Source organism: Collinsella aerofaciens, assembly GCF_040915545.1.
GTDB classification, from domain to species: Bacteria; Actinomycetota; Coriobacteriia; order Coriobacteriales; family Coriobacteriaceae; genus Collinsella; species Collinsella aerofaciens_BE.
Genome location: NZ_JBCPDH010000039.1, coordinates 1 through 14,797 on the forward strand (window position 1 = coordinate 1; position 14,797 = coordinate 14,797).

General features: G+C 54.8%; 14 protein-coding genes. 2 read left to right on the top strand and 12 right to left on the bottom strand.

The features are described from left to right. The first annotated feature begins 125 nt into the window (after nt 1–125). Together AB5202_RS09160 and AB5202_RS09165 are read left to right on the top strand one after the other, a co-directional pair. Entirely contained in the window at nt 126–878 is a 753-nt protein-coding gene (locus tag AB5202_RS09160) for a transglutaminase domain-containing protein (RefSeq protein ID WP_368147515.1), read from the top strand. Between the two features lie 164 nt (nt 879–1,042). Beyond that, nucleotides 1,043–1,240 carry a hypothetical protein gene (locus AB5202_RS09165; RefSeq protein WP_368144376.1) on the top strand — a complete coding sequence of 66 codons (198 nt, stop codon included), beginning with the start codon at nt 1,043–1,045 and terminating at the stop codon, nt 1,238–1,240. Between the two features lie 70 nt (nt 1,241–1,310). Here the strand turns inward: AB5202_RS09165 and AB5202_RS09170 are convergent, their stop codons facing one another. The 12 genes from AB5202_RS09170 to AB5202_RS09225 all read right to left on the bottom strand — a co-directional run bounded on the left by AB5202_RS09170 (nt 1,311) and on the right by AB5202_RS09225 (nt 14,522). Beyond that, nucleotides 1,311–2,765 (bottom strand): sugar nucleotide-binding protein, encoded by a 1,455-nt coding sequence (locus AB5202_RS09170; RefSeq protein WP_368144378.1) that lies wholly within the window; start codon nt 2,763–2,765, stop codon nt 1,311–1,313. Nucleotides 2,766–2,834: 69 nt separating this feature from the next. Continuing rightward, nucleotides 2,835–3,854, bottom strand: a complete 1,020-nt coding sequence (gene rfbB, locus AB5202_RS09175) for a dTDP-glucose 4,6-dehydratase (RefSeq protein ID WP_368147516.1) — start codon at nt 3,852–3,854, stop codon at nt 2,835–2,837. Nucleotides 3,855–3,866: 12 nt separating this feature from the next. Beyond that, complete coding sequence (rfbA, locus tag AB5202_RS09180) at nt 3,867–4,766, bottom strand: glucose-1-phosphate thymidylyltransferase RfbA (RefSeq protein WP_368144381.1); 900 nt, start codon at nt 4,764–4,766, stop codon at nt 3,867–3,869. 31 nt (nt 4,767–4,797) lie between these two features. Further along, nucleotides 4,798–6,207, bottom strand: coding sequence for a lipopolysaccharide biosynthesis protein (locus AB5202_RS09185; protein WP_368144382.1), 1,410 nt, complete (start codon nt 6,205–6,207; stop codon nt 4,798–4,800). A 33-nt stretch (nt 6,208–6,240) separates the two neighbouring features. Then, complete coding sequence (locus AB5202_RS09190; protein WP_368144383.1) at nt 6,241–7,473, bottom strand: O-antigen ligase family protein; 1,233 nt, start codon at nt 7,471–7,473, stop codon at nt 6,241–6,243. A 9-nt stretch (nt 7,474–7,482) separates the two neighbouring features. After that, nucleotides 7,483–8,427: a glycosyltransferase gene (locus tag AB5202_RS09195; RefSeq protein ID WP_368144384.1), complete on the bottom strand. Its 945-nt coding sequence runs from the start codon at nt 8,425–8,427 to the stop codon at nt 7,483–7,485. A 17-nt stretch (nt 8,428–8,444) separates the two neighbouring features. Beyond that, nucleotides 8,445–9,662: a glycosyltransferase gene (locus AB5202_RS09200; RefSeq protein WP_368144385.1), complete on the bottom strand. Its 1,218-nt coding sequence runs from the start codon at nt 9,660–9,662 to the stop codon at nt 8,445–8,447. Then, nucleotides 9,655–10,860 carry a Coenzyme F420 hydrogenase/dehydrogenase, beta subunit C-terminal domain gene (locus AB5202_RS09205; RefSeq protein WP_368144386.1) on the bottom strand — a complete coding sequence of 402 codons (1,206 nt, stop codon included), beginning with the start codon at nt 10,858–10,860 and terminating at the stop codon, nt 9,655–9,657. Before AB5202_RS09205 ends, AB5202_RS09200 begins: the two co-directional genes overlap by 8 nt. Nucleotides 10,861–10,872: 12 nt before the next feature. Further along, nucleotides 10,873–11,991, bottom strand: a complete 1,119-nt coding sequence (locus AB5202_RS09210; protein WP_368144387.1) for a polysaccharide pyruvyl transferase family protein — start codon at nt 11,989–11,991, stop codon at nt 10,873–10,875. Continuing rightward, the gene (locus AB5202_RS09215) at nt 11,991–13,100 is read right to left on the bottom strand and encodes a glycosyltransferase family 1 protein (RefSeq protein WP_368144389.1); all 1,110 of its coding nucleotides are present in this window, start codon (nt 13,098–13,100) and stop codon (nt 11,991–11,993) included. Before AB5202_RS09215 ends, AB5202_RS09210 begins: the two co-directional genes overlap by 1 nt. Beyond that, nucleotides 13,101–13,850, bottom strand: a complete 750-nt coding sequence (locus tag AB5202_RS09220) for a sugar transferase (RefSeq protein ID WP_368144390.1) — start codon at nt 13,848–13,850, stop codon at nt 13,101–13,103. An 81-nt stretch (nt 13,851–13,931) separates the two neighbouring features. Continuing rightward, nucleotides 13,932–14,522, bottom strand: a complete 591-nt coding sequence (locus tag AB5202_RS09225) for a hypothetical protein (RefSeq protein WP_368144391.1) — start codon at nt 14,520–14,522, stop codon at nt 13,932–13,934. Nucleotides 14,523–14,797 lie beyond the last annotated feature (275 nt).

Genomic DNA, 14,797 nt, shown 5'->3' on the forward strand with positions numbered 1-14,797 from the left:
GTGTTGGCTAAAATGGGTCGGCCGGGATTGGTCAATCTCGGCCGACTATATTTGGCTAAATTATTCCGACGCTAACAACGTTCCATGTGACTGCGACGGGCGGAAGCGGTGCGTACCAATTCCGCATGGACGCACCGACGTATATGGATCCCGACGGTAGCAGCGAAAGCGTTGCCGACCCCAGCCGTAACCAGTGGCAGCAATACACCGGCGAATGCACATCGCACGACTACCAGTTCGAAATGACCGCTAGCGGCACCTATTACCTGCGCTTTTACCTGATGGATAAGGCGGCCGGCGTGTACTATCTGCGCTCAAACGTGTTTGCGAGCGCGAACGACGACGCCTATCCGGCGGTCAGCGCCATCGTGAAGTCCGCAGTCGACAAATGCAGCGCCGATACCGACGGGTCCGACTACGCCCGCGCCCTGTGGCTGCACGACTGGACTCTTGACCATCTGGAATACGACCACAGCCTCAACTGGTGCTCGGCCGAAAGCGGCCTCACGCGCCACCAGGGCACCTGCGAGAGCTACCAGCGCATCTACTCCAAGCTCCTTGACGCCGCGGGCATCGCCAACGGCCGCATCACCGGCAACGGCCACACCTGGAACGCCGTAAAGATCGACGGCAAATGGCGCCAGATGGACCTAACCTGGGACGACACCAGCGACAACTGGTACGGAGACCTGGAGCAACACCTTGCCGTTGCGCGTGCGGTCTACTCCAGTCCCCCGTGCTCCTGCTCGATGAATGCACATCGGCCCTCGACCCCAAGACCGAGCGAGAAATGCTGGGCCGCATGCGAAATCTCGGCCGTACCGTCATCATCGTCACGCACAGGCCTGCCGCGCTGGAGGTTTGCGATCGAGTTGTAAGCCTTTAACCTAAATGATGAGTGAGCCGCTGCGGTCGTTTTCGACAGCGCTCTCGCCATACTCATTGATGCGCGAGACACAAGGTGACTCAATCCTGCACGATGGTATTTGACAGATAGGCGAATATATGGGTTGTAAATCAAACCCCGAAAGGAGGTAAAGATATGGACGAGACGACTCAGCACTATTTGAACTCGCTGCGTGCAATTGCGTTTCCAAATGGCCAGGCCTTTGTTGAGCGCAGGGACATACCATTGGCAAAACAACTTATAGACCTTGGATTGGCCAAAAATCGAATCGAGTATGCTGACTGCAGCGGAAACTGCTGGATTTGGATGAACATATCGGCAAGAAGGCCCTAAGTCGAGATGCAAATTGCTCAAGACTAAATAGATAGCGGCTCGCCGGGTTTCCCGACGAGCCGCTAAGCTGCTAGAGCGTCTTGAGGTACTCCCCCAGCTCTTCCTCCCAGTCGGGCATGCGGAAGCCAACCGACTCGAGCCTGGACAGGTCGAGCGCGGAGTGGACCGGGCGCGGGGCGACGGGGCCCGCGGCGCTGGCGTAGTAGTCGGCCGTGGAGACCGGGACCACCTTGCCGCCGTTGCCGTTGGCCGCCTCGAAGACGGCGCGGGCGATGTCGGCCCAGGACTTGACGGCGCCGGAGCCCGTGCAGTCGTAGGTGCCGTAGGGGGCGTGCGTCCCCAGCACGTGGAAGATGGCCTCGGCCATGTCGCGCGTGAAGGTCAGGCGGCCCAGCTGGTCGTCCACGACCGTGACCTGCGTGAGCCCGTCCTCCGGGTCGGCGACGCGGTCGGAGAGCGCCTTCATCGTCTTGACGAAGTTGTGCCCCTCGCCGATGACCCAGCTGGAGCGCATGATGTAGTTGCGCGGGCAGCCGGCCACGGCGATGTCGCCGGCCGCCTTGGTCTGGCCGTAGACGGAAAGCGGGCTGAGGGGCTCGTCCTCGGTATGGACCTCGGCGGTGCCGTCGAAGACGTAGTCGCTGGACACGTGCACGAGCGTGATCCCGTGCCCGGCGCAGGTGCGGGCGAGGAGGGCGGGGCCGGTCGCGTTGGCCTTCCAGGCGATGACACGGCCCTCGGGGGTCACCGCCCTGTCCACGGCGGTGTAGGCGCCGCAGTTGATCACGGTGCCGTAGAGCGACCAGTCGTATTTGGAGTAGGCCTCCGGGTCGGACATGTCGAAGGTGTCGATGTCGCAGAAGTCGAAGTCCTTGGCGACGCCGCGCTCCTCCGCCAGCGCGCGGACCGCATGGCCCAGCTGGCCGTTGCAGCCGGTAACGAGGGTGCGCTTCGGCGCCATGGGGACGACGTCCTTGAGGTACGGGTGGTTGAGGTCGGCCTCGGATACGGTGGCCTCGTCGAGGGGGATCGGCCACTCGATGGCGAGCTCGGGGTCGGCGAGGTTCACGAAGGTGTAGGTCCTCTTGAGCTCGAGCGACCAGTGGGCGTCCACCAGGTAGGTGTAGGCGGTGCCGTCCTCCAGGGCCTGGAAGGAGTTGCCCACGCCGCGCGGGACGTAGATGGCCTTGCTCGGGTCGAGCGTGCAGGTGAACACCTTGCCGAAGGTCCCGCTTCCCTCGCGCAGGTCCACCCAGGCGCCGAAGACCGAGCCGCGCGCCACGGAGATGAACTTGTCCCAGGGCTCCGCGTGGATGCCGCGGGTGACGCCCCTCTTCTCGTTGTAGGATATGTTGTTCTGGACGACCCTGAGGTCCGGGATGCCCAGCGCGCACATCTTGGCGCGCTGCCAGTTCTCCTTGAACCAGCCGCGCGAGTCGCCGTGGACGGCGAGGTCGACGACCTTGAGGCCCCCGATGCCGGTCTCGGCGACGGCGAGGTCCTTCTCGAATGCGATGTCTGCCATGTGGGAAAAGCTCCTATCGAAGAGGTTCAGGTTGCGGGCGCCCCGCGGTGCGGTTCGCCGGGGTTCGGCCTACTGCCCCTGGGCGCGGTAGCGCGCCTCGGTGGCCTCCTTGGCCGGGCGCCACCAGGACTCGTTGGCGACGTACCAGTCGATGGTGGCCCTGAGCCCCTCGGCGAAGTCGGTGTGGGCCGGCCTCCAGCCCAGCTCGCGCTGGAGCTTGGTGCTGTCGATGGCGTAGCGGCGGTCGTGGCCGGGGCGGTCGGCGACCCAGTCGAAGTCCTCGGGGTCGCGGCCCATGGCCGTAAGGATCATGCGCAGCACGGTGATGTTGTTCTTCTCGCCGTCGGCGCCGATGAGGTAGGTCTCCCCCATCCGGCCCTTGGTGAGGATGTCCCAGACGGCCGAGGAGTGGTCCTCGGTGTGGATCCAGTCGCGGACGTTCTCGCCGCGGCCGTAGAGCTTGGGGCGCACGCCGTCGACGATGTTCGTTATCTGCCTGGGGATGAACTTCTCCACGTGCTGGTAGGGGCCGTAGTTGTTGGAGCAGTTGGAGATCGTGGTGCGCAGGCCGTAGGTGCGGGTCCAGGCGCGGACCAGCATGTCGGAGGACGCCTTGGTGCTCGAGTACGGGCTGCTCGGGCGGTACGGCGTCTCCTCGGTGAACTTGGCCGGGTCGTCGAGCGCCAGGTCGCCGTAGACCTCGTCGGTGGAGACGTGGTGGTAGCGGACGCCGTGCTTCCTCACGGCCTCCAGAAGGCGGAAGGTGCCCTCGACGTTGGTGCGCAGGAAGGGCTCCGGGTCGGCGATGGAGTTGTCGTTGTGGCTCTCGGCGGCGTAGTGCACGATCGCGTCGTGGCCCGGCACGATGCTATCGAGCAGCTCGGCGTCGCAGATGTCGCCGACGACGAGCTCCACGCGGTCGGCGGGCAGCCCCGCGATGTTCTCGGGGTTGCCGGCGTAGGTCAGCTTGTCCAGGACGGTCACGTGGACGCCCGGGTGGTTGTTGACCACGTAGTGCACGAAGTTGCTGCCGATGAAGCCGCAGCCGCCCGTGACGATGATGTTCCTGGGTTCGAAGATCTCAGACATGAGGGGTTCCTCCTAGTACTCGCGCGGGCTGTTGACGATCTCGCCGGCGGCGACCTTCTTCAGGTGCCGGCCGTAGACCGACTTGCCGTAGGCCGCGGCCGCCTCCTCCAGTCGCGCCGTGTCGATCCAGCCGTTCTCCCAGGCGATCTCCTCGGGCACCGAGACCGGCAGGTCCTGGGAGTGCTCCACGGCGCGGACGAACTCCGCGGCCTCGTGCAGGCTCTCCATGGTGCCGGTGTCGAGCCACGCGTAGCCTCGGCCCAGGGTGACGACGGACAGCGTCCCCTCCTCAAGGTACATCTGGTTGAGCGTGGTGATCTCCAGCTCGCCGCGCGCGGAGGGCTCGACCCTGTGCGCCTTGGCGGCCACGTCGCCCGGGTAGAAGTACAGGCCGGTGACGGCGTAGGAGCTCTTGGGCTCGGCGGGCTTCTCCTCGATGGAGACGGCCCTCCCCTCGCGGTCGAACTCCACGACGCCGAAGCGCTCGGGGTCGTCCACGTGGTAGCCGAAGACCGTGGCGCGGCCCGACTCTGCGTTCTGGACGGCGCGCGTCAGGTGGCGGGACAGGCCGTTGCCGTAGAAGATGTTGTCGCCGAGCACCAGGGCGCATGGCTCGCCGTCGATGAACTCCTCGCCGATGGTGAAGGCCTGCGCCAGGCCGTCGGGGCTGGGCTGCTCGGCGTAGGACAGGTTCACGCCGTAGCGCGAGCCGTCCCCGAGCAGGCGCTCGAAGTTGGGCAGGTCCGTCGGCGTGGAGATGACCAGGATGTCCCGGATGCCCGCCAGCATGAGGGTGGACAGCGGGTAGTAGATCATGGGCTTGTCGTAGACCGACAGCAGCTGCTTGGAGGTCACGAGCGTGAGCGGGTACAGGCGCGTGCCGGACCCGCCGGCGAGGATAATGCCTTTCATATCCTAATCCAATCTAGTTGAATGACATTTACTAATGTTTAAGCCTGCTCAAATGCGAGGCGACGTTTTTCAATTCAGAATGATTAAGTAAAAGATAGCCAATATAAACTATCGAATACAGGAGTGCCGCCACTCCACCGGGCATGAGCTCGGTAAATAAGACGAAGGCAACTGTAAGCAAAATCTCCTGGAACGGCCTGGACGAACCCGGAGCACTTAACCTTTCATTTAAATATAGTTCAGACCACAGCGACCTTCCGATAATGCAGATTACAGCGCCACACAGGACAGCATCGAGTGAATCGAGAGCGAGAACACCGAATACCGAAAAGACGGTGCTGCAAATAACGGCAACGATATTCAACTTCAGGAGCAGCTGTTCTTTACGAAGAACCTTGAAATAGGTAGTACAACAAAGGCTCATCTTTGTATTAAAGACGCATATCGGGAGTAAGAGCGCAAAATATCTAAGGCTTTCGGAATATTGAGGAAGCCATGCCCCCAAAAACCAAACCATAGGGAAATAGAGTAAGTAAATCGCAGGGAAGATAAGCTCAATAGAATTTCTTATGCCAATGTAAAAACGAACCCTCTCATCATCGGAGCCCGTCCTAAGGGCAGGAAATAAGACCATGCTCGCCTGCGAGACGAAAGTGATGAAGAAATTCACCAGAGAAAGGGAGAACGAAATTTTTGCAAAGGCGACAATACCCCAAAAATGATCGATAAGAAACCTGGATACGCCGAGGATCAGTGTGTCGGCGATATTCGCAATCATCAGCTTTACGCCAACGACGATGCTGCGGGTACCATCCTTAAGTGCATTGCCAAAAGACATCGATTTAACGCGCAGGATATCTTTGCCCATCCAGGAACAATATATGAGCGCGATAATCTTCGAGACGAGATACGCATAGACATAGGGGTGGTAATCCGAAACCTTAAATCCAATTAGAACAAGGAGAGGGACCAGGAACACCAGCCTGTCTAGCATTGTGGAGAACGAAAAGAGCTTAGTTTCATTCATGGCCTGAAAGACAAAGCCCAAATAACTTGAAAGGTTATAGACGACGGTGTAAAGCGCAAATGACGCGACAACAAAAAATCGATTTGCATCATCGACAAGAGGCAGAGAAACTAAAGTGATGCCGAGGCAAATCACTGCTTGAAAACAAGCACCGAAGATATATTGAGATTTGATCGAGCTCTTATCGATTTCCTCACGAGAGAGACCGCCGTTGATCAGGTAGACACCATCGTTCAAGCCAAGGTGGAAAAAGCCAGAATAGGTCGTATAGAACATGAACAGCTGCCAATAACCATAATCGGCAACGCCGACGATTTTCGGCACGAGCAGCGACATGACGACACTGACCGATAGAGAAATAAACTGTGCAGCAAACGCAATCATAGTGTTGCGTGCAATAGACGAATAATTCATTTGACCTCGTTTGATTAAACTATCAACCTTGATTTATTCAGAAATCAAAATAGGGCCTGACTCACACAAATTTGAATGTCGAGCACTCGCTCTGCCCAGGACGAGTCCACAGGTAGCAAACAAGATGACCGTTGGCACCCACCAACCAAGCTCGCAGTAAAACATGAACTCCGCACAGCATATACAGGAAACGGAAAAAAGCACTTGATCAAGTTCACAATCTGACTTGAACGAACTGATACCAGCGGAAATCAGCAAGGATGCGAAACTACAAATTCCAAGAAAACCATATTCATACAACATTGCAAGGAAACCGTTGTCTACCGTTGAAAAACCACTGATTTCAACTGTGGTGTCCAACATGGTTATGCGACTACTGCCATAACCATTTCCAGTAAGCCAAAACAGCGGTCTGCTTAGGAAGCTATGAATAATGTAGGAAATCGCTCCAGAGCGCTGGCTATATGACACATCAGTTTCAAGTTCACCAAATCGTGAACCAATAAAGTTAAACAGCCCAGACTTGTAAAGCATGAAAACGAGCAGCAATACAGCTGGGGTTAAAAGGGCAATTAAATTCCATTTGGAATACTCAGGATTTTTTAGGCGAAAAACCAGGTACACCAATGCTAAAGCCGTGAGAATGATCCAAGCGCTACGGCTCTTTGTCAGAAGCAGAGCGACCAAAAGAATCACAGAGTATAAGAGACGCTTCATTTTGCTCGTCTCCAATTTAAAGTTAATTACCACCGCAATAACTATCATTTGACCAAATACGATTGCATGTCCGAAAAAACTACGCAGTCGATACAGAGATGGATTATCAATCGTTATAGTTTGCAGAAAAGAAAAAGAACCATTTGTAACTAATCGTTGACCTAAAACAATTTCAAGGACAAAGCTAAATAGGCAGGCGAACACGGTTATATTGCGAAGCATGAGCAATGCAGTCCCAACCCAGCCATCGTTCTTTTCTTTACCGTAAATAAAACCAAGAAGAATACAGAAGAAGTACGAGCAGACCGTAAGGAGGGATTCATCCATGCTTCGGGACGCAAACGCAATGGCAGAAAAGAAAATTATCGCGCCCGACACGGCAACAGGAATGGCGTTATCTAAAAGAACTTTATAAAGACGCCCAGAAAGAACTTCTTTGAAAACGAGCAATCCTAGAACTATAAAAAATAACCCTTTAACAGGAGAAATAACGCTTAGGATTGCGGCGAAAATCAAAATAGTGAATTCGTTAGTTAAGAGCTCAAGCATTTTAAACGCCTACTTACTGTCACCGGAACTGATTAAGGCCTTTAAATCACCAAGCAGGGAACAATTTGACAGTTCATACTCACGATATTTTAAAATGATGCCTAGATCGCTAATTTTTAGACCGCCTTCAAGCAAGTGCATACGGGCATCCAGAACAGAACGGTAATGTTCTATATGCGCAGAAGAACCACGATAATCACCAGGATTGCTACTGCAGTATTCTTCTAAAGCATTAGAAAACCTCAGACACATCTCTATCTCACCAATACGAGATCTCTTATCAAGGTAACGCATCTCGGTTGCATTAGAGTCATGTCTACGGAATCGAATCAAGGGACGATTCAAGAGGCTGAGGGTTCCCTTCAACAAAGAGAATCGCCACAGCATTCCGTCATGCGCAAAATCATCCTGCCAATATGGCAGGATTTCTCTAATAAAGTTTGATTTAACAGCATATGAGCATCCAGGTCGACGTACTGCCATAAACTTTTCGTCAAAAGACGGAGTATCCAAATCATCAACAGATTTGGCATTATCAACTGCACCATATACTGTCACTTTTTTACCGCCATCTTCATAAAACGGCTCGACGGCACAGCATAGGACGTCAATCGAAGGGTCCTTCTGGAGAATCGAGGACATCACAGCGATTTTATCCGAATCCCAGATATCGTCCTGATCACACGGAAATACGATACAGTCGTTTTTAGACGCAAGGTCGAGAAGTGCCTTGAAACTTTTGCGCCAGCCGAAATTCGAACAGTTTCTGCTGAGGGTCCAATTACTGAGACTGTATTTCTCGATGTATCTGCAAATAAGATCGAACGAGCCATCCGTCGAGCAATCATCTGCGATTAGTACTCGGTCCGGAGACACGGTCTGAAATCTCAAGCTGTCTAGCTGCTCAGTAAGATATCGCGTGCCATTGTAAACCGACATCACAACCGTAACCATTAAAAACCTTCATCCAATTAATGCTCAGCGATTAGCTGATCGTAAATACTGATAAGACGTTCAACATATGCGGTCTTTTCGAGGCAGCTGAAGTCAGCCTTCTCAACCGCCTCCCTGTAATGAGAGTAAACATCGGAATCGAGCATATTAACCATTGCGCCAGATAACGACTCGGCACTGCCCGCGCTGAAGACCTCGCCGAGACCTTTCGACCTCACAAAGGAGGCCGCATCGCCGACATCCGAAACGATACACGGCAGTCCGGCAGCGATCATTGCTTCATAGGCGACAAGCCCGAACGTCTCTCGACAAACTGAAGGCATAACAATCGCACGCGAGCGTCCCATAACGGAAAGTACCTCATCATGGGACAGCGCACCCATAAATTTAATATCAGGATAGCTGTGCGACAACTTCTTCAGTTCGGTACCGTCACCGATGACGATAGCGTCCACACCGGCCCTGCTGGCGGCTTCGCAAAATAAATCACAGCCTTTTTCGGGGCTCAAGCGGCCAACGAATAGGTAAGCCTCACAATCTGCATCAAACCCATGTTGGAATTTGTTCGCATCGACGTAATTCAAGCAGTTGAATCGCTCGGCTTCCCATGTTAGATAAGGCTCAATCAGCCGACGACTGGAATCTGAAACGAAAGCAACCGCCGGATGCAGAGCCCTCAAAACATGGTCCTGCACGGAAAAACGAACAGCCCGATACAGTTTTTGGATATATGAGCGCTTGTCACAGTTATGCAACAGGCACTTCGGGGAACCGGGGGCAATTCCACAGTTGCAGTGATTCACATAGTCGTAGAGCCCACCGTTAGAACAAACGAGGAAGTACTCATGGGCGGTAATCAGACATTTGAAACCCCGTCGCTCTATTGCTCTGAATATCGACGAGGATAGGGAGTGCGTCCACGAATGCACATGAACGACCGTCGTCTCTGGATTAAGCTGCCCGAGCAGATCACTCAGCGCCATTTCCGAACGTCGGTTCCAGATACCTTGGGCAGCACCGGAGACACCACCATTCAAGACGTCACCCTGCCCGCAGTTGACACAAATGACCCCTGATTCGATCAAGGAGGGATCAGGGTCACCCAACGCTGAGAAGAAATAGCTGTTGACACCCATCCTCGCCAGAGCCGCGGCTGTTTCGATTGCGATTTTTGAAGCACCGCCCCCGATATGGGGACGGTCGCAAATCGTTATAACTGTGGTGAAGTTACTCATGCACGGTCCTAGGTTTGATAGATCGGGCAAGCCGCTTTATACGCAGGCGCATCGCCGGGGGGAGCAGCATTTTTAGACGGTCGAAAAGAGTCGCATTCGGTGCCAGGACGGAATCAAAGACTTGTGATCCCGCAGCCTCGAACTGCTCGATAACGGCATCGCGCCTATCCTCAAGATCTGAGCGCTTATTGGAATCTTCGTGCAGCAGCACATCATCCGGGGCAAGGCCGTTGTTAGAATAGGCGACGCGATCGCTTATTTCATCGATCAGTTTTGCCCCACGTTCGGTCTTCACGATAACGGCCGAAACACCCTTCTCGGGATGTCCGCAGTCTTGGACAGACTCAGAACGCCAGGAATCACCGAGGATGATGTCACCAGGACTGTTGGCCCCTCTGAAAGGACAGCCATAGCAAGAAGATCTGTTGATCAGGCCTTTGATGTAGGAACCATAAAACGGATCGAATGCAGCGGGCCTCTTTATAATCCTGCCGTCGGATAGCTCAATCTTTATGTTATGGCCCCAACCGTATTTTGATTTATCCCTAAAGGTCAGGGTGGTGACATCGGACTTTTCCCGGAGCTCAAGCCAGTCAACATAGGAACGAAGCATGGAAGAGCTTGGTACCCCGTGGCAAACAACGCTGACGGTAATCAGCCCACCCATCGGTTTACCTAGATAGAGACGCAGCGCGGAAACCTGGCAAGGAGTGCCACTGAACAGGACGCGCTTGCCGGATTTGAGATCGTTAAGCACTTCGGGATACGATTCGCTAGCATCGCTCTGGACATATTTGGACTTTTGCAGGAGCGCAATATCGGCAAGCTCGGATATACCGATATGTCTGACGCGATCGATGCCATCCCAGGCGGCGCCGTAAACGCGCCCGCCGTCCGAAAGCATCTGCTTCGCAAGAAGGGAGAAGACGCCACCGGACGAACTTTGCGCGAGTTCGTCTGGGTCATCGCTCTGCAAGACAGCGGCGCGAATGGCCTCCGAGTCCGCGTCGACTCGGTTTTCCGCCGGGCAGGTGCGCAGGCAAAGACCGCAGGAGGTGCATCTAGCTGCGTCCACCACGGGATATTCGAAACCGTCGGACGAGGTACGCATAGTAATAGCGGAAAAAGGGCATTTGGCCGCGCAAGCTCCGCAACCAAAGCAGGCCCGGTGAGAAACTGTGTCGATGTTCTTGCTCAAGCTAACTTCCCCCTATTGTTCAAGCGCATCCAAGAGCCATATTTTCGAAAACGTGATGAGCGACTCCACGTCGGACAGTCGCTTCTCATAGCCCTCGATTTCCGTGGCGTTCATATGGCTGCCATATCCATCGAGCAGACGATCCTCGGTATTCGAGAGTCTCGAGAGGCTCTCGACTCGGGAATTCTGAGAGCGCTTATCGGTCTCCTCAAACCTCTTGAAACAGTAATAGTCCTTGCGGAAAATTTGTGAGAACAGCGTACCATGCAGGGAATCGGTCAGAACGAACCGCGCGTTTGCCAGATACGCGAGCCACTCATCGGGGCCAAGCCCATAGCGAGGATTGAGCTCCTCGTCGACCGCGTTTTTGCCTGAACCGACAAGCGTCACGACCTCGCAACCGAGCTCTTTCGAGATCGAATCGACCGCTTTCCTGTAAAACGGTCTGTTCCCAAGGAAGTAGCAAACAATTTTACCGGGCTCAGGACATTTGCCGTCGATGAGCGGGGCCCAGTCCTCTTTTGACAGGAGCAAGACAGGGTCCACGACTTGTGAAGGACGCTTAAGACCGAGAGATTCGACGAAATCCGCGCCGGCATCTTCGCGAACGGATACGGAGCTGAACGATTTAATCAGATCAGAAATGATCTTCTTCTTCCTCTGCGTGGTATTCGTTACACCGAAGCTGGGCGCATACGCGATTCGCCTATCGCTGTCACCCAAAAAGGAGAGATAAAAATTTCTGTTCAGAAGATAAGGCGACCAGATTTGATCCGACCCACAGACGTACGCATCGTATTTTCCCCGCAGGCCAACCAGTCCGTCAGTATCAGTAATCCGGTCAGTGGTCTCGATGTTCTGACTCAGAAAGCGATTGAAAACGTCAGCCGTCGAGGAGCCGAAGTCGTCATGCTCTTTCTTACGATTGAGTAACTCATGCGCTTTGCCGGCAAACAAATCGAAGGAGTTCCGGTTGATCGCCCAGTTCAGAAGCTTTTCTTTAACGCAGGGAAGATAGTCAGCGTCAACAACGTCATGTCCCTCGGACTTCAGAAACTGCTGCAGTGCATAAGCCTGAAGCAACGTTCCGAAGTTTTGATTATGTAGCCACGTTAAAATACAGATTTTCATTAATTCACCGTTTCAAATAGCTTCAGGTAGTACTCTTCAAGCTTGGGCGCAGCCTTAAAGATGTCATAAGATTCAAACCCCGGAGATGCTTGGAGATCGGAGCGATCAAAGACATCCATGCGGGCGGAAAGTATCGCGTTGGACCAACCCTCGACACCCGTGCTCAACGGAACGAAGCTGCACCGACTGGATATCGCGACCTCGTTGGGGACCCTCTCAGAGCAGATGCACGGGAGACCGGAAGCCTGGGCCTCAATCGCAACCATTCCGAGACCCTCGTACAGACTGGGGAGTACGAATAAATCAAGCGCCTGATAGACGTCCTGAACATTGGAGATTTGGCCAAGAAAACGCACTGCCGAGGCAATGCCCAGCGCGTGAGCCTTTTCCTCCGCCTGAGATCTCAACTTTCCATCGCCACAGATAACAAGAATGGAATCGGGGTTCTGAGCATGCACCGCCTTGAAAACATCAAGCAAAAACAGCTGATTCTTCTGAGGAATGAACCTGCCGATATTCCCCAATACCAGCGTATCGTCCTGCGCCCCAAGTTCAGCACGCCGATCATCCCTAATCAATCGATTAAACGAAAAGCTGTTCAAATCGATGGCATTATTAAAGACAGTAAAACGGGATGAGCCAAACAACCATTTACCGGCATACTCCGTACAAGCAGCCAAATCAGTTGGATACGTCGTCGAAAACAATTTCAAAAAGCCTTTAAGGGCATTTTTCGCAAACTCGCCTTTGCCGCTCGTTGAGTGGCTATGGGCGATACGCACGGGTACCCCGGCCTTCTTCGCAGCACGAAGCGGAAAGACGGAAAGCGCATTGATGTGACTGTGCACGATCTTCCAGCCCTCTTTCTTAAAGAGGCGCTGAAGCTCGCGCTGGTATTCAACAACATGCTGGTAGGGCGGAATCTCAAAAACCCTGCCACCTAAGGATTCAATCTCTTCACGCGGAACAAATGTCGAATCAGAATCGACAAGAAAATCAAACTGCACTTTACTACGTTCAATATGACGGTAGTAATTCATGACGACAGCCTCGACGCCGCCGCCAACCATCTTGCCAACAACCTGAGCTATCCTAATCGGTTCAGTCATTTAGCAAGCACCGCCACCGGTAAAGACCTCAACAACCGTGAGAAGAACAATCTTTAAGTCGGTGACTACGCCGCGCTTGGCAATGTACTCCAGGTCGCGGCGGAACATGCCGTCGAAGTCGGTGTCGTTGCGGTCGGTCACCTGCCACCAGCCGGTGATGCCAGGCTTCACCGCCAAGCGCTGCAGGTCGTACTCGGTGTACTCCGCCACCTCGTTCGGCAGCGGCGGCCTTGGCCCCACGACGGACATCTGGCCCAGGAAGACGTTGAGGAACTGCGGGAACTCGTCGATGGAGTGCTTGCGGATGAACTTGCCGATCTTCGTTACGCGCGGATCGTCCCTCATCTTGAACATGGCGCCGGCGATCTCGTTTTGCTCCCTGAGCTCGGAGAGACGCTTGTCGGCGTCCTTGTACATGCTGCGGAACTTCCACATGCGGAAGGTGGACAGGCTGCCGTCACGGTGGGTCTGACCCACGCGGATCTGGCTGTAGAAGGGGTTGCCCTCGCTCTCCAGGCGGATGGCCGCGGCCAAAATCAAGCTCGGTATGGCGATGACAGCCAGCACGCAGCCGCTGAACACGATGTCGAAGGCGCGCTTGACGGCGCGGTATGCCAGGCGCGAGTTGTCCCAGTCCTTCACGGACAGCATGGCCTTGTGGCGCATGCTCGCATCGCTGCCGCTCATGGCCTGGGCAACCAGCGCAGCCCCCACCGGCGCGTTTTGCCTTGTCGCTTCTTTACTAGTCAAGTTCAAATCTATGTCCCTGTCCTCAGGGATCCCCCAATCGATGAATTCAAATTGCGAATGAATTGCCGGCGCGCGTCTCCCTTACGTCTTACTGGGCACGTCCAACGGAAGCAGCTCCCTAAAAGCGGAGTCGCCTTCGCCCACGTCTACCAGGCACCAGCGCTTATGACGGTCTATCTTCTTTACACGGGCCTCTTGCCCCACCAAAGGACCCTGTTCTATGTGCAGCACGCCGTCTTCTATACGCGCAACGCTGTTGCGCACCACGCCGTCGTCGTCGAGCACGCTGCAATACCAGTCCTGCGCATCGTCAGGCATGGGCATGTACGCCCGCTCCCTACTGCCGGCGATGCGGCAGCCAAAGCTCAACTGGGCCAAAGCCCTATCGAGCGCGGCGGCATCGTGCGTGGCGACGAAGAAATATTCCTTGTACATAGGTTTGGTTTGAAGCGACCATGCGCCGTCCCGCTTAAACCAGAACTCCTTTTGCATCACAAAAGCGTCCTGCATAAGGTTGTGCGGGATAATGCAGCGGACCTTTTCACAGATCTCGCGCTCTTTTCCATTGGGGGTGTGAACCAGATACCAGCGGACGCGGCCGTGCTGGCTGTTGGTGGTGACGCCGTTAAATGCGCCTGGCAGCTGCTCTTGGCGCCGTGCCGTCTGTTCCATGTTCTCGCCCCCCTCTTTTGGCTTTGCGATGCACGCAAATGCAGGGGCGTTTAGAACAGGCTTCTCGCTCGCAGCTAGGCGCAGTCGCAAAAGTACAGGTTTTTGTATCTTTCGACAGACGACATTATACGAACATTTAATCAGCGTTTGCCCAGATTACGCAAAATGTACCGCTAGTAGGTGCATCTCCATACCCCTCCTTGATTCTCATTTTCATTGCAACAGCCTCAGGACTCAGCGCAACGCGTTGCGCTGAGTCCTGAGGCGCGAATCCG